Origin of the sequence: Pedobacter puniceum (assembly GCF_009674685.1) — a bacterium.
Taxonomy (GTDB): domain Bacteria; phylum Bacteroidota; class Bacteroidia; order Sphingobacteriales; family Sphingobacteriaceae; genus Pseudopedobacter; species Pseudopedobacter puniceum.
Genome location: NZ_WKJI01000003.1, coordinates 1 through 21,852, shown reverse-complemented (window position 1 = coordinate 21,852; position 21,852 = coordinate 1). Strand labels below are relative to the sequence as shown.

Below are 21,852 nucleotides of genomic sequence, written 5' to 3'. Positions count from 1 at the left end.
TCTTAGAAATAACAAGCCGTATGATCTCTACCAAAAACAGGCATCCTAAACTTTACCATAATTTCATGAGTACCTTTTTGTACAGTTGCTAAACGCGTATTGGTAAAATCATAAGCATAACCTACCTGAAAATCTGGGTTAACAAAGAAAGATGCCATAGCATCAAAAGAGTCTAAAGTACGGTAAGAAACGCCCAACCATAAACGATCACTCACCAGCATATTGGCATTAATATCAAACTGTAAAGGCGAACCATTTACATATTTAGCTAAAATATTAGGCTTTAATTTTAAGATATCACTAAGGTTAATAAGGTAACCTGCTTGTAATAAAAAGTGTGGTTTATAACGCCCAGCAATACTTGGTTGTCCAAAATCTGAAAGCTCTCTATTATAAAAATGTGGAGAAGATAAGCCTACGTAATATTTACTTGAGAAAAGCATCACCCCTACTCCAAAATTACCTCTCAAATTACTTACATTCTGGAAGGCAGGGTCGTTAAAAGACTCTGGACTGTAAGGATAATTTTCAGAAAAATTAGCTCTAAAACTACTTAAACCACCGTTAATACCTACGGCTAAATAAGATTCGTAACCTACTTGTACCCTTTGTGCTAATGTTATATAACCACCAGTTTCTTTAATCACCTCTCCTATTTGGTCATTAATTAATAAACCTCCAATAAAAGTCTCACTAGTACCCAAAGGAGAGTGGATAGATATGGTTTGCGTATTGGGTGCTCCTTTGAAACCTACCCATTGGTGACGAGATAGAGCGGTTACAGATAGAGATTCATCTAAGGTAGGATAGGCCGGATTAATAGCCAAAGTATTAAACATGTATTGCGTATACATAGCCTCCTGTTGTGCCTGTACACCCAATACCAATAATACCTGTAATAAAACGAGCAGTAATAACCTCATACCTATGCGATAAAGAGCAGATTATACAAAACTTGCAATAACTCTTTTGTTAACATTTTACGAAAAATGCCCTGTATTGTTACCGCTAATATGAATTTCTTTAAATAAGAGATGATTATCTTCTTATAATTACATAACCTTTATTAGCTTTTTGCTTTCCATCTGATGATTTGGTATAAATCATGAAGAAGTAAACACCATCAATTACAGGGCTTTGGCTATTAGCTAATATACCAATATTTGAAAACCCTGCAAATGCATTATCCTTATTATTATAACCTTTTGTTTTGTACACCTCATTTCCCCAACGGTTATAAATAATTACCTCGTTATCCGGGAAACGCTCTATGTTGTAAATGATAAACTTCTCGTTCCCTAACCCATCACCGTTAGGAGACATATAAGGATCTGGGTTTATTTCTCCGTTTTCTTCTGGCCCTGTAGGTTTATCTTCCGGATAAAAATCTGTAATGATGACATCTGTACCGGTACCAATTCTCACAAAAGCAGCTGGGTCTGGTGCTACAATAGAAATTTCAACGCTTTCTTGGCCTTCTTTTAAGAAATCTTTTAAAGCTATTAAACTAAACTTTTGGGTGGTAATAGTGTCTCCTGCCGGAATCATCATCGTATCAAAATTACCGCTTAAAGCATAGTCTTTATCTTGTGTAGCAGTTCCAGCAAAGTTCAGTACAAAATTTACATCTTGGAATAAAGACTCGGTAAGTTTAGCTGTAACTATTAAGGTATCTCCTTCATTTAACAATGATACACTTGGCGTAAGACTAACAGTAACCACTGGCTGTACAAATAATGTTGCTGTTGCAGTATCTCTTAAGCCTGATGGGTCTGTAAGTATATAAGTAAATCTATCTGTACCTTTAAAATTGCGGTTAGGAATATAAATAAAAGAACCGTCAGATTCATCAAACTGGGCTAAACTACCTTTGGAAGTACTTTGTAACACTCTAAAACGTAGTGGGTCTTGGTCTGGGTCACTATCATTAAGTGAAACACTAGCTCTTATAGTGCTATCTTTTTTTACATAAAACTCATCGTTTAAAGCTATAGGAGCATCATTTACAGCTACTATGGTGATGCTTACCGTAGCGATATTAGACAACCTGCCTAAAGCATCTCTTACTGTATAAGTAAAGCTATCAAAACCAAATTCATTTAATGACGGAGTATAAATAGCCTTACCATTTTGCATCATTTGCACTTTGCCCTTTTGCGGATTAGAAACCATATTTACACTTCCGATATTGATACCATCGGCATGGAAATCATTATCTGTAACAGAAAATGTTATAGGTGTATCTTCTAAAGTACTTACCCTATCATCATTAGCCACCGGGCCAATATCATCATTCTGGATAATCGCATTTGCATCATTACCTAAAATCATTTTACCAGCAAAATCGGTTGATAAGCCAAAAATTCTGAATCCAAAAGTTTCATTATTTTCTAATTCTATATCACCAATTACAGGTACTGCAATGGTTTTAGTTTCGCCAGCAAAACCTGCAAATGAAACTCTGCCTGTACGACTTTCATAATCTCTATTAGCGGTGGTGGCAGAAATATCGTAAGTATTATAGTCTAGGGTAAAAGAACGGTCGGTTGCTTTATCTAAAGTGATATTAAAGTTAAAGCTCTTTTGACCCAAATTCCCTTCTAAAGTTGGCGCTGGTGAGGTGATAGTAAGATTGGCAACATCATTATCAAAAATATTAATAATTGGTACCGGCTGTGCTAAACTCACATTATTATAAGCGTTTGCTATTTGTATATTATTTAGCGTTACTGTTTCTGTTTCTTCTAAAACCAAATCATCAGCTACGGCTAACTGAAGCGCTACGCTATTTTGCCCAGCCGGGATTACCATACTACCGCTTGCAGGGTTAGCTGTATAATCACTACTTCCGGCTGTACCCGCCAAACGGTAAGTAATATTAATAGGTTGGTCTGAGTTTACTCCAGGTGGCAAACTAAATATAAATCTAGCATCTTGTAAACCTTCTGTACCGTCTATTTTAGAAATGGTGATGATACCATCATCATCATTTAAAATGGTACCCATGCTGCTATTTACCGGAATACTTAAACGATTATTAAAGTTGTTGCTTAAACCAGAAATTATAAAATTAAAGTTTTCGTTACCTTCTAATTTTAAATCAGCATTTACAAAAACGGTTACTGTACGTGTTTCTCCGGTAGTTCCTGCAAAGCTTAACACACCGTTAGCTGTATTATAATCATTATCGGTTGTGGTTGCAGAGCCGTCTTGTGTTGCGTAGTTTAAAGTAAAATTATTACCAGTTGCTTTATCAAGCGTAACGGTAAAATTGAATTGCGTAGTGCCATTATTGCCTTCATTTATCCTGATAGCATCGCTTATTCTTAAGGTAGCAACATCATTATCAATAATTCTAAGGGTTGGTAAAACCGGATTAAAACTTATACTACTACTGTAATTACTATTAATAGAATTGATAGCTATTGTAATGGTTTCATCCTCTTCGATAATATCATCATCTAAAACAGGTAAATCTAAAATTACCCTTTCTGCCCCAGCAGGGATAGCTATAACACCATTTATAGAGCCTTTATAATCGGTATCTCCGGCAGTAGCCGTACCAGCTAGGGTGTAGTTGATAACGGTTGGAATATCAGCCGTAACTCCGGCAGGGAAACTAAAAATAAACCTGGCTGCTTGTTGACCTGCTTCTGCGCCATTTACTCCGGTAACAGTAATTTGTGCAGAGTCATCATTCTTAATTGTAGCTGTTGCTGATGAGTTTTGCAATGTTAATCTGCCTTCAAAAGTATTAGAAATAGCTCCTAAAGCTACTCTCAATATTTCATCAGCTTCAAGCTTTCTATCGCCATTAACAAGAATACGTATGTTTCTTGCTTCATTGGCATTACCTGTAAAACTCAATTGTGCGTTGATAGGTACATAATCTGCATTGGCAGTGGTAGCCGTAACATCTGCACTACTATAACTTAAGGTAAAAGGTAAGCTAGTTTGTTTATTTAAGCTAACCGTAAAAACTGCTTCGCTTGTTCCTAAATTACCTTCATCTAATTCTATGTTTTGGATGCTTAATACGCCGGTATCATTATCTTCAATTTCTGCTTGTGCTGGCGAATTGACTACCGTTATACCATTAAAACTATTATTGATAACAGCTCCGGAAGTTAAAATCAAAGTTTCTTTTCCTTCAATAATTTCATCGTTTACAACAGGTAAGCTTAATAACACACTATTTTGCCCGGCAGGTATAGTAACTGTACCAGCTAAAGCCCCTGTAAAATCGGCCGCTATAGCAGTACCTGTTAAAGCGTAAGGTATGGTTGTTGCAACATCACTTACTACCTGTGGCGGAAAACTAAATCTAAACCTTATATCAGTACCACTTTCTGAGCCGTTTAAAGCCGTAATCATGATATTTCTATTAGCCGGGATATTATCATCATCTAAAATAACTCCTCTAGCTGGCAAGCCTGCTAACTTTAAACGATTATTAAAATTATCGCTTAAGCCAATCAAATTCAAAAAGAAATCTTCTGTTTGTTCTATATTTCTATCGCCATTAACCAATATGGTAATAGGGTAACTTTCTGATGCATTACCAGCAAAATTAAGTGTGCCGTTACGCGGGATATAATCGTTAGCTGCAACAGTAGCACTACCATCGGCAGTGGTAAAATTAATGCTAAAGTTTCTTCCTGTATTTTTATCTAAACCAACTGTAAATGTTAAAGCGGTTGTACCTGTATTTCCTTCGCTTACGCTGATAGGACCACTGATACTTAAGGTAGCTTCATCGTTATCTCTAATGATAGCCGTTGGAATAAGCGGATTTAAAGTAATTGCGCTACTATAAACTGTGTTTAATGCGCTTACGCTGATACTAAGAGTTTCATCCGCCTCTATTAAGCTATCATCAACAACCGGAAGATTAAGGGTAGCACTATTTTGATAAGGCAGTATGGTAATACTTCCCAAGTTTGCGCCAGTATAATCTACACCGGCAGCTAAAGCAGTGCCCATAAGCTGATAGTCTATCTGGATAGGCTCATCAGTAACTACATTTGGTGGCAAACTAAAAATAAAACTTACTTGAGCGCCACCTTCGGCACCATCTGTTTTAGTGATGCTTACTTGAGCATCATCATCATTAAGAATAGTGCCTGTAACTGTATTGATAGGGATGCTTAAACGGTTATTGAAATTATCAATCAGGGGCTCAAGGATAAGGTTAAATTGCTCATCTCGCTCTATATTAATATCTCCGTTTATGTTGATGGTGATGGTTTTACGCTCGTTGGCAGTACCAGCAAAAGCGATAGTTTCTGCTTTTGCGATATAATCTTGGTCTGCAACTGTTGCTGTGGCATCTGTAGTACGGTAACTTACATCAAAACCACGTGAAGTTTGTTTATTTAAAACAACATCGAAATTGATTTGCGTTACGCCATTATCACCTTCTGCAATTTGGGCTGCTTGTAGGGTTAAAGTAGCTTCATCATTATCTTTAATTTGAAGTGTTATTGGAGAATTTGCAACCACAATATCCTGATAATTGCTATTGTTGATATTAGCTGTTATCAGGGAAACGGTTTCTGTGTCTTCTACTATGGCGTCATCCGTAACATTAAGGTTTAAAGTAACACTATTTTGCCCTGCCGGGATGATTAAACTACCTGTAGTAGCGGTTTGAAAATCTTGATTAATGATTGCCGTACCGCCCAAAGTGTAGAATATTTCGGTATCGGTATCTAAAGTTACCCCGCTTGGGAAGGCTATGTTGAAAGAAGCATTGTTTGTACCCTCTTCACCATCAATTTTAGTGATGCTTAGCGTTTTATTCAAGGTATTATTATCATCATCTAAAATAATTCCTCTGCTGGGTGAAGCAGCAATTCTTAATCGACCATCAAAAGAAAGGCTTAAATTTTCAAGCCAAAGCTCAAAAAATTCGGTACCTTCTACCCGTGTGTCTCCATTAATGGTAACCGAAACAGATTTAGTTTCATTGGCTAAACCAGCAAAAGATAAAGTTCCGTTGGTGCTCTGGTAATCATTAGTGGTAGAACTAGCCGTAGCATCTTGAGTGCGGTAATAAACTGTAAAATTTGAAGCTACTGCTTTATCTAATTTCACCTCAAAAGTTAAGGTTTTAGTGCCCGAGTTACCTTCTGTTATACTTAAAGGTCCGTTTAAGGTTAAAGTGGAAATATCATTATCTTCTATACTTAAAGTATCTATGCTGCTTCGCATTTGAAGATTATAATCGTTAACAACACTTGTCACACTTAAAATTACCGTTTCATTTTCTTCAAGCAGTGTATCATCTATCACTTGAATATCTAAAACTGCACTATTTGTATGGGCAGGTATGGTTACCATACCAGAAGCAGCATTATTATAGTCTGAGCCTGCCAAAGCAGCTCCTGTAAGTATATAATTTATTTGTATAGGTTTATCTACTGTGATACCTGTTGGTAAGCTAAAAATAAATTGCCCTTTTTGTGCTCCGGCTTCTTTACCATTTAAAGATGATAGGGTGATGTCACCAGAATCATCATTATTAATGGTAGCGGTAACAGAAGGATTTGTAATAGTTAAACGATTATTGAAATTCTCTGATAAGGAATCTAACAATATGCTAAAAGTTTCATCAGCTTCTATTTTACGATCTCCCCTAACATCAACTGTAAAATTGATGGTTTCACCGGCATTACCATTAAAGCTTAGAATACCAGTTGTTGGGTTATAATCTTGGTCTGTAACGCTTGCTGTACCGTTTATTGTTTGGTAATTTATGGTAAAAGGCTTAGCAACTTGTTTATCTATACTAACACTAAAAACTAGCGGACTTAAGACTGAATTTCCTTCGTTTGTTGGAACTGGCCCTATTAAGCTTAACCTAGCGATATCATTATCAAGAATTTGAACATTTTGTGAAGCATTTGTTAAAGTAACACCATATACATTTACAGGTAAAGCAGCACTTAATACAAGTGTTTCTATATCTTCTACAATAGCATCATCAATAATTTGAACAGGTAAAACAACGCTATTAGCCCCTGCATTTAAAGTTATACTACTTGATAAGGCATCAAAATCTAAAACCTGAGTTGCCGTACCAGAAAGGATATAATTAATGGTTATAGGTTGGTCTGCTGTAATATCTGGAGGTAGGCTAAATCTAAATACTGCATCCTTTACACCTTCTTCACCATCTTCTTTAGTGATGGTGATATTACCCAAATCATCATTAAGAATTTGTAATGCCAAGGGCGAACCTTGTATACTTAAACGATTATCGAAATTGATATTAGGTGCATTAACTTGGATGAATAAACTTTCATCAGCTTCAATTTTCCTATCGCCACGTACAAATAAAGTAAAGGTTTTAGTCTCTCCGGCCAAGCCAAAGAAATCAACAAAGCCACTTAAATCAAGATAATCTTGATCTGCTAAAGTTGCGCTATTGCCTGTAGTTTGGTAATCAACCCTGAACGGACTGGTGGTAGCTTTATTTAAAGTAAGCGTATAAGTAACTGCGGTAGTACCATTATTGCCCTCGTTTACAGATGTGCTACCTGTAAGCGCTAATTGTGCAATATCATTATCCTCAATTTGAAGTGTTGGTAAAAGCGGATTTAAAGTAATACCGTTATAAGTACTATTTATAGTTACTGATGATAAACTTACATTTTCTGTAAATTCAATAATTTCATCATCATTAACATTTAGCGTTAAAGTTGCCGATGTGGTGTTTGCAGGTATGGTAATAGCTGTGGCTGATGGATTTGCAATATAATCTAAACCTGCACCATTTGCTGTACCACCCAAACTAAAATTAATAATGGTTTCTTTATCGGAGGAAAATCCGCTAGGAAAACTAAAGATAAACTGGGCATTATTTACACCTTCTTTACCATCTTGTTTAGTGATACTGATGGTAGCTGCATCATCATTTTCTATGGTAGCATTTACAATATGTGCAGGAATAGTTAAGCGACCTTCAAACTGATTAGATAAAGCGCCAAGAATGATATTAAAAACCTCATCGGCTTCAATCTTATTGTCTCCATTGATAGGAATGCTTATGGTTGCTTCTTCATTAGCTGTGCCATTAAAACTTAACAAAGCACCTGCTGGTATTGCTTGGTAATCTTCTCCGGCGCTTGCAGTAACATCAGCGGAAGCGTAAGCTAAAGTAAAAGGTAAAGCAGTTTGCTTATCTAATTTAACCGTAAATAGCATGTTAGAAGTACCAGAATTAAGCTCGGGTTGGCTTAACTCATTGATAGTTAAAATAGCTTCATCATTATCTCTGATGTTGATACTTTCTTGTGGATTATTAATAGTGATACTTAAAGTATTAGGTCTTACGGTAGCAGTTATCCTAACAGTCTCTGTACCTTCAACAATCAAATCATCATTAACTGCAATAGGTAAACTTACAGCATTACTGCCAGCAGGTAGTATAATAAAACCCGAAAGTGTTTGATGGTCTGTACCGGCTAAAGCAGTACCGTCTATCACATAATCTATGGTTAAATTTTCGCTGGCTACTACCCCAACCGGAAGACTAAAAATAAAACTTCCGTTGTTAACACCTTCTTCGGCATTTAATTTAGTGATGTTGATGTTATCATTATCATCATTTAAAATATTAACAGCAAACGGAGAGCCTTGTACAACCAATAGGTTATTGAAATTATTATCTAAACCAAAAAGACGGATATTGAATAATTCATTCAATTCAATATCATTATCACCATTTATGATAACATCAAATGTTTTAGTTTCATCAGCCAAACCAGTAAAATTTAAAGTTCCGGATGAAGCTATATAGTCTGCATTGGCCGTTGTTGCACCATTATCTTGAGTGCCATAATTGATGTTAAAACCCGTAGCAGTTGCTTTGGTAAGCTTTACTGTATAAGTTAAGGTAGTAAAACCCGTATCTCCTTCTAAAACACTTGGTGGACCACTTAAAACTAGCTCTGCTTGGTCATTATCTGCGATATTTAATATAGGTCTGGCTGCATCTATACTTATTCCAGGATATACCGAACCTAAAACTAAACCCAAAACCTCTACAGTTTCTGTATTTTCTACCTGTGCATCATTCACGATATTTAAAGTGACTTCTGCAAAAGAAGCTCCCGCTGGAATAGTGATAGTTGATGGGAAATTAGCAGAATAATCAGCATTTACGCCAGTTGCTAATGCTGTACCACCCAAATTGTAATTAAGAACAATAGGCTGTGCTGCAGTAGCACCATTTAGGAACTCAAACCTTATTTTCCCGTCAACTCCATCCTCAGAACCATTTGCTACCCGCATTCTAATCACGCCTCCATCATCATTTAAGATGCTTGCTGTGCTGCTGTTAACCGGTATGCTCAGTCTATTTTGGAAATGGTTAGAAACATTGCCCAAAACTAAATTATACTGTTCATCTGGCTCTACTTTAGTATCGCCATTGATTACAATTTCTACTGTTTGTTCTTCGTTTAATAAGCCATTAAAATTTATGGTTCCTGCATTTAAAACATAATCCTCTCCGGCATTAGCGCTAATATTTACAGTTTGATAAGGTATAGAAAATGGCTGTGCTGTAGCAGCTGTTAACCTCAAAGTAAAAATTTGTGTATTAGAACCAAAATTACCCTCTAAAGATGCAGGTGGTGCTGTAACTAGTATTTGTGCACTATCATTATCAGATATGCTTAAAGAAGCTGTATTGTTCATTAAGCTTATCGGATAAGCGCTACTTACACCTACAGCGCTTAACTGAAGTTGCTCATTTCCTTCAACCAAAATATCGTCAATAACATCAATATTCAGTTGAACACTATTTTGCCCTGCTGGTATGGTGATATTAACTGGAGAAGGATTGGCAACATAATCTGCACTAGTTGCTACGCCAGATAAAATATAGTTTATGATAGTATTTTGGTCTGATGTTACATTGGCCGGAAAACTAAATCTAAATGCCCCATTTGCACCGCCTTCAGCTCCGTTTATTGCTGTGATACTGATATTAGCAGCATCATCATTTAATATTTTGGCTGTTGCCGATGCATTTGCAAGTGTTAAAAGACCTCCAAAATTTTCGCTTAAATTGCTTAAAGCGAGATTAAACAACTCATCCGCTTCTATTTTAGCATCGCCATTAATGGTTACGCTTATTGTTCTGATTTCATTTAAAATTCCAGAGAAACTAAGGCTACCATTTTCTGTAATGTAATCTTCACCAGAAGTAGCTGATAAATTATTGGTATCATAATCTACCGCAAAAGGACGTTCGGTTGCTTTATTTAACTGAACTTGAAATTGTACTAATTTGCTAGTTGCGTCTGCCCCTTCAGTCACATCAGGTGGACCAATCAAGGTTAAAGTACCAGTATCGTTATCTAAAATATTTAAGCTTTGTGGCGAGTTGCTTACGCTGATAGCATAAGGACTATTAACTAAACTACTGCTTAAAATGATAGTTTCTGTGCCTTCTACAGTATTATCATCTAAAACAGGCAAAGTAAGCGTTGCACTATTTTGCCCTGCTGGGATGGTGATAGTACCAGACGTTACTCCGATATAATCAGCCGAAGTAGTGGCAGAGCCTGCCAAAGTATAGCTAATTTCTGTAGGCCTATCAACCGTAAAACCTGTTGTAAAACTAAAAGTAAAAGTTCCGGCAAGCTGCCCCGTTTCGTTACCATTTGAAGAGCTTATTTGAATGGTTGAAGTATCATCATTCATGATACTGCCTGTTGCGCTAGCATTACCAATGGTTAAATGGTTATTAAAATTTTTAGATAAGTTTTGAAGCGTAACATTAAAAAATTCATTTGCTTCTATCTTTTCATCACCATTTACTGTAATACTAATCGTTCTTACCTCACCTGCATTTCCAGAAAAACCTAAATTTCCGCTGGCTACGGCCTGATAGTCTTCACCTGCTAAAGCTGTACCGTTGGTAGTAAAATAATTTACAGAGAAAGATTCTTTAACTGCATTGTTAAGCGTTACATTAAAGCTAAAAATCTTGTTCCCGTTATTTCCCTCTGTTTCTGTTACGTTAGATATAGAAATATTAGCATTATCGTTATCTGTTATAGTAACTGTTTGCGGCGAGTTGGTAACCGTGATACCATAAGGGTTAGCAATGGCTCCGGTGCTTAGGGTTAAATCCTCATTACCCTCAACAATTTGATCATCAACAATAAACAATTCTAAAAATGTAGAATTTTGTCCTGCAGGTAATATCACATTACCAACTGCTGCCCCCAGATAATCTGTACCATTTGCAAGTGCAGAGCCTAAAAGAGAATAAGGAATTGATAAATTTTGATCAGCTGTTTTTCCGTTATCCAAAGTAAATACAAACCTTACATTTTGGCCTCCTTCTACGCCATCAACTTTTGTGATGGTGATATTTGCTGCATCATCATTTAATATAGTTCCACTAGTATTAGGACTCGGGATTGTTAAACGACCACCAAAATTATTATTTAAACTAGCCAGTAATACATTGAAAGTTTCATTAGCTTCTAGCTTTTGATCTCCGTTTACTAAAACTGTGATATTTTGTACTTCATTTAAATTACCGTTAAAAGTTAAAGTTCCGCTGCTAGTTACATAATCATTATCTGCTATGGTAGCTGTATTATTTGAAGTGTTATAGTTTACCGTAAAGCTACTGCTAGTAGCTTTATTTAAAGTAACCGTATAGTTAAAAGCGGTTGTGCCGCTATTACCTTCTACTAAAGTTATGGGATTACTAATGGTTAATGTAGCAACATCATTATCAAAAATATTTAAGGTAGGCACTATTGGATTTAAGGTGATGTTAGTACCTAATGGCAAACTATACGGACTATTAATCCTTAAAATATCTATAATTACTGTTTCTGTACCTTCAACAATATCATCATTTACAGTATTTAAGTTTAAAGTTGCACTTTGTTGCCCTGCCGGGATAATGACAGAACCTGTTAAAGCTTCTGGATAATCTGGGCCATTACCTATTGCTGTCCCACTAAGTTCATACTGCACTTCGGTATTAGCGTCAGCAAAAACTCCCGGAGGGAAACTAAAAATAAACCTTGCCGGGATAGCATTTTCCTCATTTCCATCTATTTTGGTGATGGTAATTTGGGCATTATCATCATTATTGATGGTCCCGGTGGCTGTACCCATAAAAATGGTATTCCCCCCTGTAGGATTAGCCAAGGTTAAGGTAAAAGTTTCATTAGCTTCAATGATGTTATCCGTTGCAATTGGTATAAGAATATTTGCGCTTGTACTTCCTGCTGGGATAGTTATAGTACCATTAGTTACACCTGCAAAATCAGAAGCTTGGGTGGTATTGTGGGTGATAGAATAATCTACCGAAATATCACATGCAGAAACCGCAGATAAACTAACCGGGAAGCTAAGATTTCTAGTTCCACCTGTTCCTTCTGCAACAATTGCACTAGCTACGCTTATGGTTCTAACATTAATCGTTACCGATGTATCTTCTTTTATATTGTTACATCCCACAGTACCTGCATTACATTCTATTAAAGGGTCTGTTGGCGGTAAAGCATCTTCGTTAGTAGCATCAGGGTCTGTAACATCAACAGGTCTTAGGATAGATGCGCTGGTATTTAAAGTCCCGCCTGGGTAGTTATTTAAAGTACCATTTATCGTGAATGAAATAACAGCGTTATTAGACATATCTAAGGTTGCTGTATACTGGCCAGCTATGGTTGCACTACTAGATATGGTTGCTGTACCTGTAGTAACTGCAGATGAAGTACCGCTAACCGTAAATTGCGTTGGATAGTTAAAAGCGAATTTTGCACCAGAAACGGCATCCGGACCATTATTCCTAACCCTAACTACATAGCTAATATTTTCTCCAACACAGTAAGAAGTTTTAGTTGGTGTGATACTAACCACTTCTAAATCGGCTTCTTTAAGTGTTATATTCATGAATGGAAGTACCGTATTGCTGATTACGTATGTCCAAGTATCTAAGCCAACTTCATTACCAAAAGCGGTACCACTGTAGGCATTACTGCCCCATTTATGGCCATTTGTTGTACTGCTTATACCACTAACCGAAGTATTTCTAGGGTTAGATGGATTAGTAGTTGAGCTAATATCTGTATCATTCCAATAAACAATATCATTAGGTGCATTTACACCATTTAAACGCCTAATGATAATTCCATTGATGTTATTTTCTACATCTAAAAACGGAAAATGGACTTCACCACCTACTAAACTTAAATTTAAATTGCTAGGACTAAAGGTAAAATTGCCTTGTACTTTAGCACCTAAACCATTTAAGCCATCCCAGTAAATGGTATTGGTTCCAGATGTTGCAACACCTGTTAATCTTCTATCGATAGCATCATTAAATACACCATTTTGGTTGATATCCATATCAATGATATAGCTACCCGTTTGGTTGGTTTCAAAAGTTAAATTTGCACCTAAGGGTGCAGTACCTGCTTGGTTCTGCGTACCTTCTTTACCTTCAAATAAAAAATTGGCTGCTTGTGGGCTAGTAGGTGTGGTATACAACCAAGTACTACCTGAGGGTGTTGCCGCGGTTGTGGGCATACTGGCATCTGGTGTGTTAAAAAATATTTTGTGTGTGATATCAGTACCAGTGTCTATAGCTCTTGGGTCTTGTACGGGTACAGTGCCAGATAAAGTATTTATACTTCTATAAATAGGATTACCAGCATTGTCTTTAAATCCTTTGTTATTTGCGAAAAAACTAAATACGAAGCCCGATTGCCCGTTATTATCTACATCGTATTGATAACCATCTTTGGTAAGGATTTTAAATTTACCAGTAAAATTTGCATCAAAATCTCCTAAAGAACCAACAAAAATATTCATGAAAGCTCTGCCATTGATAAATGCAGTATTTGCACTATTCCTCACAGAAACATCAAAAGCAGCAATTAATGGAGTAGAATTAGCCTGTACCCAAGCTGCATTGGCATTAGTTCTTAGAGCATTAGCATTTTGTCCAGCACCAACATCAGGCGAAATAAAATCAATTTCCCAAACCCCTTCTTGCGCTACGCCTACAGGTAAAATCCATGGGGTATATCCTCCGGCATTAGGTAATGGACCCGCATCTTCTTGATTTTTATTAGTGATTAAGCCTATCCCTGCGGCTAAAGCTGCTGAAGTATAAGTTGCCCCTCCAGGCGCTCTTACATTCATTCTGCCATTACCAATTTGTTGGGCACTTGAACCTAGATAGATAGATTCTCCGGCCCTAACATATACCTTTACTGTACCTAAAGTTGGAAATGGACTATTAGTAGAAGTAATAGTTGTACTTAACAAAAAAGCTCTATGTCCTACACCACCTCCTGTTGTGATTAAATCTTTACTTCCTTCTGCAAAAGAAAATTGAGACACACCTATCCATAACAAGAAAAAAACAGAGATACATTTAAAAAAAGTATCCTTTAATTCTTGATTTGGACGAACTAGATTGAAACTTTTTCCATTTCTCTTCTTTAACACTGACTTTCTTAATGCGGTTACCTCTGGTAACATAGTACGACTCCAAATAATAATAGATAGTAGCTTTTAGTATGAAGCTGCTGCTGGTGTCTTACGAAAAAGAAGCGTTTTAGTTACTGAAAATCTAGAATATCGACATAAGGAAGATTAAGTCTAAAAAAAATTAATTCAAAAAAAAGAGCCTGATAAATTACCAGGCCCTTCTTAATTAACACTAAAAAACATTATGGAAGAAGCACTCTATCTATAATATGTACAACTCCGTTGGTAGTTTGTATATCAGGAATTACCATATTAGCAGCTTGCGCATTTCCTCTTCCAGAAACTGGTAAAACACCATTGCTGTATGCTCCTAAAGTAAGAGATGAATTAGCTAATAATGGATTTAAGGTACCTTGAAATAGTTCTGAAGTAAATTTACCTCCATCAGCAACAACATGATTTAACAATACATTGGTTACTACATCTTTTGGAAGTTTTCTAATATCAGCAGGCACATTAAGTGGAACTCCTAAAATCACACCTAAATTCTTAAATGCTTGGTCTGTTGGTGCAAAAACCGTAAAACTTGGTGTATTAGTACCTTTAGTTAATGCTCCAGCTAGGTCTGCATATAAAACTGCTTCTACAAGAAAGCTTAATTCTGGAGTGGTAAAACCTTGAGCATTTCTTAAAGTTAATGCAGATTGAACAATATCTACACCGGTTGCTAATAAAACTTTATCTATTACATGTACAACGCCATTATCAGCCTGTACATCAGTAGCTAAAATTTTAGAGCCATTTATAAAATATTCATTATTTCTAACGATTACTTTTTTGGTAACACCATTTATTAAGGATGGTATGTTACCAGCAGACATTACTTGTGTTTGATTTAAAGCACCACTACTTACATGGTATCTAAGAACTTGATTTAAAAAAGGCTTTTGCAATACGTTTAAATCTTGTGGATTTACTAAACCTAATCTAGCAAAAGCATCATTAGTTGGCGCAAAAACGGTATAATTTCCTGATGGATCGTCTGGGTTTTTATTTGATAAAGCAATTGCAACATTGCCTCTTATGGCAGCAGCTTCTAATTGGCTAAAACCAGACATAGATACAGCTACTTGCGCTACTGTAGGTTTGGCATCTTCTTCTTTATTACAAGATGAAAAAACAGTTGCTACTGCTAAAGCTACCAACCCAAAAACTAACTTTGAATTTATAAATCTATTTATTTTCATTTCTTTGATTTTTAATTTAATTAACGATTGAATTATTTCCGATAAGCAATCATTTCATGTATATACGAGCAAAAGTTTTTAATAGATTTACAGTTTGAAAAAGTAATTTAAAAAATTAAAAATCCAGATCTATATAAACTTTCGTATTTCATGCAAATGTGTAAATAAATTCATCATTTTAAACATCCGATAAGCAATTTAAATCATTATTAACAATTAAAAGACTTGAAAATGAAAATATTCAACAAATCAAAAATATTAGCTTTTGTAACTGCAATAAGTCTAAGCAGTGGAGCTTATGCACAAACTCCGTTAAGTGGCTTTATGCAAGGTAAAAACGGCGGGAATGTAGCTTTCTCTGCCAATCATGAAAATTATGGAGAAGTTTATCTTGTTCCGGAGAAAATAGATGGTGTTCCAATCTTTAATAGTGTAACTGTAAATAGCTTTAACATTTATGCTTCTTATGGTTTTAGCGATAAATTAGATGTTATTGTAAACTTACCTTTTATTAGAACTGCAGGTTCTGCAAATCAAGATGTTTTAAACGATTTAGGTTTTCAAAACTCAAGAGAAGGTGCTCAGGATATCTCTGCATTTTTAAAATATGAGTTTGCTAAAAAAGGCAATTTATCTTTACAAGGTTCATTTGGTATCAGTACACCACTTGGCGATTATAAAGTTGATGAAGGTTTACAATCTATCATTGCCATTGGTAACAGAGCCACTACATTTAATGCTATTGCATTAGCTCATTACAAACTTGCAAATGGCTTTTTCGTAACCGGACAAGCGGGGTATAGCTTAAGAAGTACAGAAGTACCTGATGCTGTTTTAAGTCAATTAAAATTAGGCTGGGCTAAAAAGCGTTTTTATGCAGATGCTTATCTAGCTAACCAAACATCTACCGGTGGCGTTGATATTTTAAGACCAGGTTTCACAGGATTTTTTCCTGCAACGCAAGTAAACTTTACTAGAATAGGTGCTAATGTTTACGCCCCTCTTGATGGTAATTTTGGTATTAATGCCGGAGGCGGAACAACTATTGGAGGAAGAAACCTAGGTAAAGCCAATTTCTTTAGCTTTGGATTTGTTTACAATTTCAAATACAGAGAATATTAAGATTAATATTAATAAGGTACTTAAAAGCTCGTAGTCATGACTACGGGCTTTTTTTATATTTTCAAGTATTAAAACAAAAAAAAATCCTCAGCTAAAAGCATGAGGATGATTTGAATTAACCTAAATCAAGATAACATCTGATTAGAAATTACCTACACTTCTTGATCTTGTATTGCTTACGATTAGTTTCTTAGCATAGCTTCTTTTATTTGCTTTAACGCTAATGGTATAAACCCCATCAGCTAAAGTTCCTAAGTTAAAGTACAATTTTTGGTTACCAGCTGGAACTTTAAAATCCTCTGTTTTTACAACCTGGCCCCAAGTATCAATCAACATTACTTTAGCACCATCATGGTCAATTAAATTTAATTCTAATTCTGTGTAATCTACAGCTGGGTTAGGGTAAACATCAAGCTTTAATAAGCTTAAGTCTTTAAAAGATGCCGATGCTATAAGTAAATTATCAAATGCCATTGGTTGCTCAAAACCTTGAGTTATAATTTCTGATTTATTATTAGAAAGTGTTTCAGTAAAGAAAGCTTGTCCAACTGTAAATTGAACTGATTCCCCGTATGCATTAGTTGCAGAACCATTTCCTGAAGAAAAAACAAATCTATCTATTTGTTGAGCTTTAGCTTTTGCTATAAAGCTTAAAGTAATTACTAAAGCGAATATTAATCTTTTCATACTGGCACTAATGCAACTTAAAAGCCACCAGTATAAAATCTTTATGAAATTAAAGGTTTAAACACCTTATTGCTTCCTCATGTTGATCCTAAAACATCAAAAAAGTGCTTCCAATTGATTTAAATGCATATTTCGGTTTCTCAAAGACCTATTACTTTTTATGCCAAAAAAAATTAGTATCCAGATTTATCATTTAAAAATCAAAACAAAAACGGTAATTAATTCTACATATTAAATAAATCATAGATATAATTCCCCAATATGCAAAGTCAAAGAATCAAGACTGCCTAACTCTAAAACCATCATCAAACACATCACTTCACGAAATAAGCTTACACCTATAATAAAAACAATGCCAACATAATATTTTGCATAAATTATTCTACAATATGTAGAATATAGGTAATTTTTTACACAAAAAAAGCGCTTACTAAGTAGTAAGCGCTTTTTATCAATAGCCTATTGATAGATTAGTTTATCTGTTGCCAATTAGTACCATCTGATTGTAGTATTATAACTGATGTTGATGATAAAGTTCCTGTAGAAGTTGATGAAGCATTTCTATAGTTAGGACTAACAGTTTTATTACCACCAGTAGTATTTTTTAACACATAAACTCTTCCCGTACAAGTATTTGCATTTGGTAAAGTTATAGTATAATTACCATTACCTCCAGTAAGTATAACTGTATAATGTGTATCATTTAAAGTAGTGTTACCATTTACACTCATGATGGAATAGGATACAGACCCACTTACTTGCATGGTAGAATTAGCAACATTACCATTGGTATTTACACCAACCCTAACGGTATTATCCAAACCAGTACCTTGCATTCTCATCATTTCTACTGGAGTTGAGGTCGTATAGTTAAATTTAGAAAATACAATTGGCTCATTACCATCATCTCCGATAATAAAGTCTAACCTACCCGCATTACCTGTTCCGGCACTTCCTATCTCAAAGAAATCGGTTCCAGCCGCACTACCTTTTAATCTAAAATTACCCTCAGTTGTAGTGAAAAACATTGGTTTATAAAATTGAGCCCCAGATGCAGCAAACTGTAATGCTGATGTTGTTCCATTTCCATTAACATGTACTAATGGTTGATCATCGCTATCATAATCTGCAAAAGACTGTGTTAAACCTAATGTTTGTCTTCTACCAAACTCTAACATGGATACATTATTAGATCTAATTCTCATGGCAACATCATTTGTTGTACCTAAGAAGCTTGATCCTGTTGCATTAGCATTGCCTGTAATCAACCAGTTATTTACTGCTGCTTCTGCTGCAGGTGCCCAAGCGGTACCATTAAATTTAAGTACCTGACCATTAGTAGCAGACATAGCACTTAGTTTAGCAGCAGTTATAGAACCATCTGCTAAATCTGCGGTAGCTATCGTTCCATCAGTAATTTTTGCTGATGTTATAGCATTGTCTGCAAGATTTTGAGAAATAATACTTCCATCAAAAATCTTTAATCCTGTCACAGCCCCATCTGCTATATCTTCTCGCAATATCCCTCCATTAAGAATTTTGGCTGATGTAATTGCATTATCAGCTATATCTGTTGTAACTATTGTTCCATCTGCAATTTTTGCTGATGTTATAGCATTTGCAGAAATAGTTGGCAAAGTAGCTGTTCCTGACAAATCTCCAGCTAACTGAATTATACCTTTTGTTGTGGTACTTGCATCACCTGCAGCGCTTGGAGTAATAGGAACCCAACTTCCTCCATTCCAACTTAGTACTTGATTTAATGTTGCTCCTGAAGCAGATAATTTATTAGGATTAATACTTGCAAATCCTAAAGCATTGTCAGTAACTGAGCCACTCGCTAATTTAGAAGCTGTTATAACACCATCTTGAATCTTATCGGCAGTTACAGAAGCATTAGCTAATTTAGCTGTTTGAATTGCACCGTCTGCAACTTGATAACCTTGAACAGCACCACTTTTTATTTGCATTTGATTTAAAGAACCTTGAATATCTCCCCCTCCAGCACCAATATTAGCAAAAACATCTACACCAATGGTATTGGCAGCTATAGAAATCATTGAGCCAGCAGTGTAAGTTCCAGCCGGGCCTTGAGGGCCTTGTGGACCTGTTGCTCCAGTGTCGCCTTTATCGCCTTTCGCTCCAGTTAAACCTTGTGGACCTGCTGGACCTGTAGCTCCGGTATCACCCTTATCGCCTTTATCTCCTTTTGCTCCGGTTAAACCTTGTGGACCTGCTGGACCTGTCAAACCTATTGGACCTTGTGGACCTGTAGCTCCGGTATCACCCTTATCGCCTTTATCTCCTTTTGCTCCGGTTAAACCTTGTGGACCTGCTGGACCTGTCAAACCTATTGGACCTTGTGGGCCTGTAGCTCCGGTATCACCCTTATCGCCTTTATCGCCTTTCGCTCCAGTTAAACCTTGTGGACCTGCTGGACCTGTTAAACCTATTGGACCTTGAGGACCTGTTGCTCCAGTGTCGCCTTTATCTCCTTTTGCTCCGGTTAAACCTTGTGGACCTGCTGGACCTGTCAAACCTATCGGACCTTGTGGACCTGTAGCTCCGGTATCACCCTTATCGCCTTTATCTCCTTTCGCTCCAGTTAAACCTTGTGGACCTGTTGCTCCTGTCAAACCTATTGGACCTTGTGGACCTACTTCTCCTTGGTCACCCTTATCGCCTTTATCTCCTTTTGCTCCTGCTAAACCTTGTGGGCCTGCTGGACCTGTCAAACCTATCGGACCTTGTGGGCCTGTTAAACCTATCGGACCTTGTGGACCTACCTCACCTTGGTCACCTTTATCACCCTTGTCACCTTTATCTCCTTTCGCTCCAGTTAAACCTTGTGGACCTGCTGGACCTGTTAAACCTATTGGACCTTGAGGACCTGTTGCTCCAGTGTCGCCTTTATCTCCTTTTGCTCCGGTTAAACCTTGTGGACCTGCTGGACCTGTCAAACCTATCGGACCTTGTGCTCCAGTATCACCCTTTTCACCTTTCTCACCTTGAATACCTTGTGGACCTGTTGCTCCTGTCAAACCTATTGGACCTTGTGGACCTGTAGCTCCGGTATCACCCTTATCGCCTTTATCTCCTTTCGCTCCAGTTAAACCTTGTGGACCTGTTGCTCCTGTCAAACCTATTGGACCTTGTGGACCTGTAGCTCCGGTATCACCCTTATCGCCTTTATCTCCTTTCGCTCCAGTTAAACCTTGTGGACCTGTTGCTCCTGTCAAACCTATTGGACCTTGTGGACCTACTTCTCCTTGGTCACCCTTATCGCCTTTATCTCCTTTTGCTCCTGCTAAACCTTGTGGGCCTGCTGGACCTGTCAAACCTATTGGACCTTGTGGACCCGTAGCTCCGGTATCACCCTTATCGCCTTTATCTCCTTTCGCTCCAGTTAAACCTTGTGGACCTGTTGCTCCTGTCAAACCTATTGGACCTTGTGGACCTACTTCTCCTTGGTCACCCTTATCGCCTTTATCTCCTTTTGCTCCTGCTAAACCTTGTGGGCCTGCTGGACCTGTCAAACCTATCGGACCTTGTGCTCCGGTATCACCCTTTTCACCTTTCTCGCCTTGAATACCTTGTGGGCCTGTTGCTCCTGTCAAACCTATTGGACCTTGTGGACCTACTTCTCCTTGGTCACCCTTATCGCCTTTATCTCCTTTTGCTCCTGCTAAACCTTGTGGGCCTGCTGGACCTGTCAAACCTATCGGACCTTGTGCTCCGGTATCACCCTTTTCACCTTTCTCGCCTTGAATACCTTGTGGGCCTGTTGCCCCTGTCAAACCTATTGGACCTTGTGGACCTACTTCTCCTTGATCACCTTTATCACCCTTGTCGCCTTTATCTCCTTTCGCTCCAGTTAAACCTTGTGGACCTGCTGGACCTGTTAAACCTATTGGACCTTGTGGACCTTGTGCTCCTGTATCACCCTTTTCACCTTTCTCACCTTGAATACCTTGTGGACCTTGAGCTCCAGTTAAACCTATCGGACCTTGAGGACCTACCTCACCTTGGTCACCTTTATCTCCTTTCTCGCCTTGAATACCTTGTGGACCTTGTGCTCCAGTTAAACCTATCGGACCTTGTGGACCTACTTCTCCTTGGTCGCCTTTATCTCCTTTTGCTCCTGCTAAACCTTGTGGACCCTGAGGACCTGTTGCTCCGGTGTCACCTTTTTCACCTTTCTCGCCTTGAATACCTTGTGGACCTTGAGCTCCAGTTAAACCTATCGGACCTTGTGGACCTACCTCACCTTGGTCACCTTTATCACCCTTGTCACCTTTATCTCCTTTCGCTCCTG

General features: G+C 37.2%; 5 protein-coding genes and 1 pseudogene. 1 reads left to right on the top strand and 5 read right to left on the bottom strand.

All coding sequences use genetic code 11. The features are described from left to right. Positions 1-2 precede the first annotated feature (2 nt). The 3 genes from GJJ64_RS11410 to GJJ64_RS11400 all read right to left on the bottom strand — a co-directional run bounded on the left by GJJ64_RS11410 (position 3) and on the right by GJJ64_RS11400 (position 15,728). On the bottom strand, positions 3-923 hold the full coding sequence (locus GJJ64_RS11410) for a PorP/SprF family type IX secretion system membrane protein (protein ID WP_154287921.1): 921 nt from the start codon (positions 921-923) through the stop codon (positions 3-5). Positions 924-1,038: 115 nt separating this feature from the next. Next, on the bottom strand, positions 1,039-14,532 hold the full coding sequence (locus GJJ64_RS11405) for a Calx-beta domain-containing protein (protein ID WP_154287920.1): 13,494 nt from the start codon (positions 14,530-14,532) through the stop codon (positions 1,039-1,041). Between the two features lie 191 nt (positions 14,533-14,723). Then, positions 14,724-15,728: a fasciclin domain-containing protein gene (locus GJJ64_RS11400; RefSeq protein WP_154287919.1), complete on the bottom strand. Its 1,005-nt coding sequence runs from the start codon at positions 15,726-15,728 to the stop codon at positions 14,724-14,726. Between the two features lie 231 nt (positions 15,729-15,959). Here GJJ64_RS11400 and GJJ64_RS11395 point away from each other — a divergent pair, with 231 nt between their 5' ends. After that, entirely contained in the window at positions 15,960-16,850 is an 891-nt protein-coding gene (locus tag GJJ64_RS11395) for a hypothetical protein (RefSeq protein WP_229655529.1), read from the top strand. Positions 16,851-16,991: 141 nt separating this feature from the next. On the opposite strand, the gene GJJ64_RS11390 is transcribed toward GJJ64_RS11395, so the two are convergent. Together GJJ64_RS11390 and GJJ64_RS17040 are read right to left on the bottom strand one after the other, a co-directional pair. After that, entirely contained in the window at positions 16,992-17,537 is a 546-nt protein-coding gene (locus GJJ64_RS11390) for a T9SS type A sorting domain-containing protein (RefSeq protein WP_154287918.1), read from the bottom strand. Between the two features lie 470 nt (positions 17,538-18,007). Continuing rightward, a pseudogene (locus tag GJJ64_RS17040) lies at positions 18,008-21,852 on the bottom strand (hypothetical protein); the annotation flags it as partial.

Excerpts from the sequence above, each read along its gene's own strand:
- GJJ64_RS11410 (WP_154287921.1), bottom strand. The coding sequence starts at position 923 with ATGAGGTTATTACTGCTCGTTTTATTACAGGTATTATTGGTATTGGGT.
- GJJ64_RS11405 (WP_154287920.1), bottom strand. The coding sequence starts at position 14,532 with ATGTTACCAGAGGTAACCGCATTAAGAAAGTCAGTGTTAAAGAAGAGA.
- GJJ64_RS11400 (WP_154287919.1), bottom strand. The coding sequence starts at position 15,728 with ATGAAAATAAATAGATTTATAAATTCAAAGTTAGTTTTTGGGTTGGTA.
- GJJ64_RS11395 (WP_229655529.1), top strand. The coding sequence starts at position 15,960 with ATGAAAATATTCAACAAATCAAAAATATTAGCTTTTGTAACTGCAATA.
- GJJ64_RS11390 (WP_154287918.1), bottom strand. The coding sequence starts at position 17,537 with ATGAAAAGATTAATATTCGCTTTAGTAATTACTTTAAGCTTTATAGCA.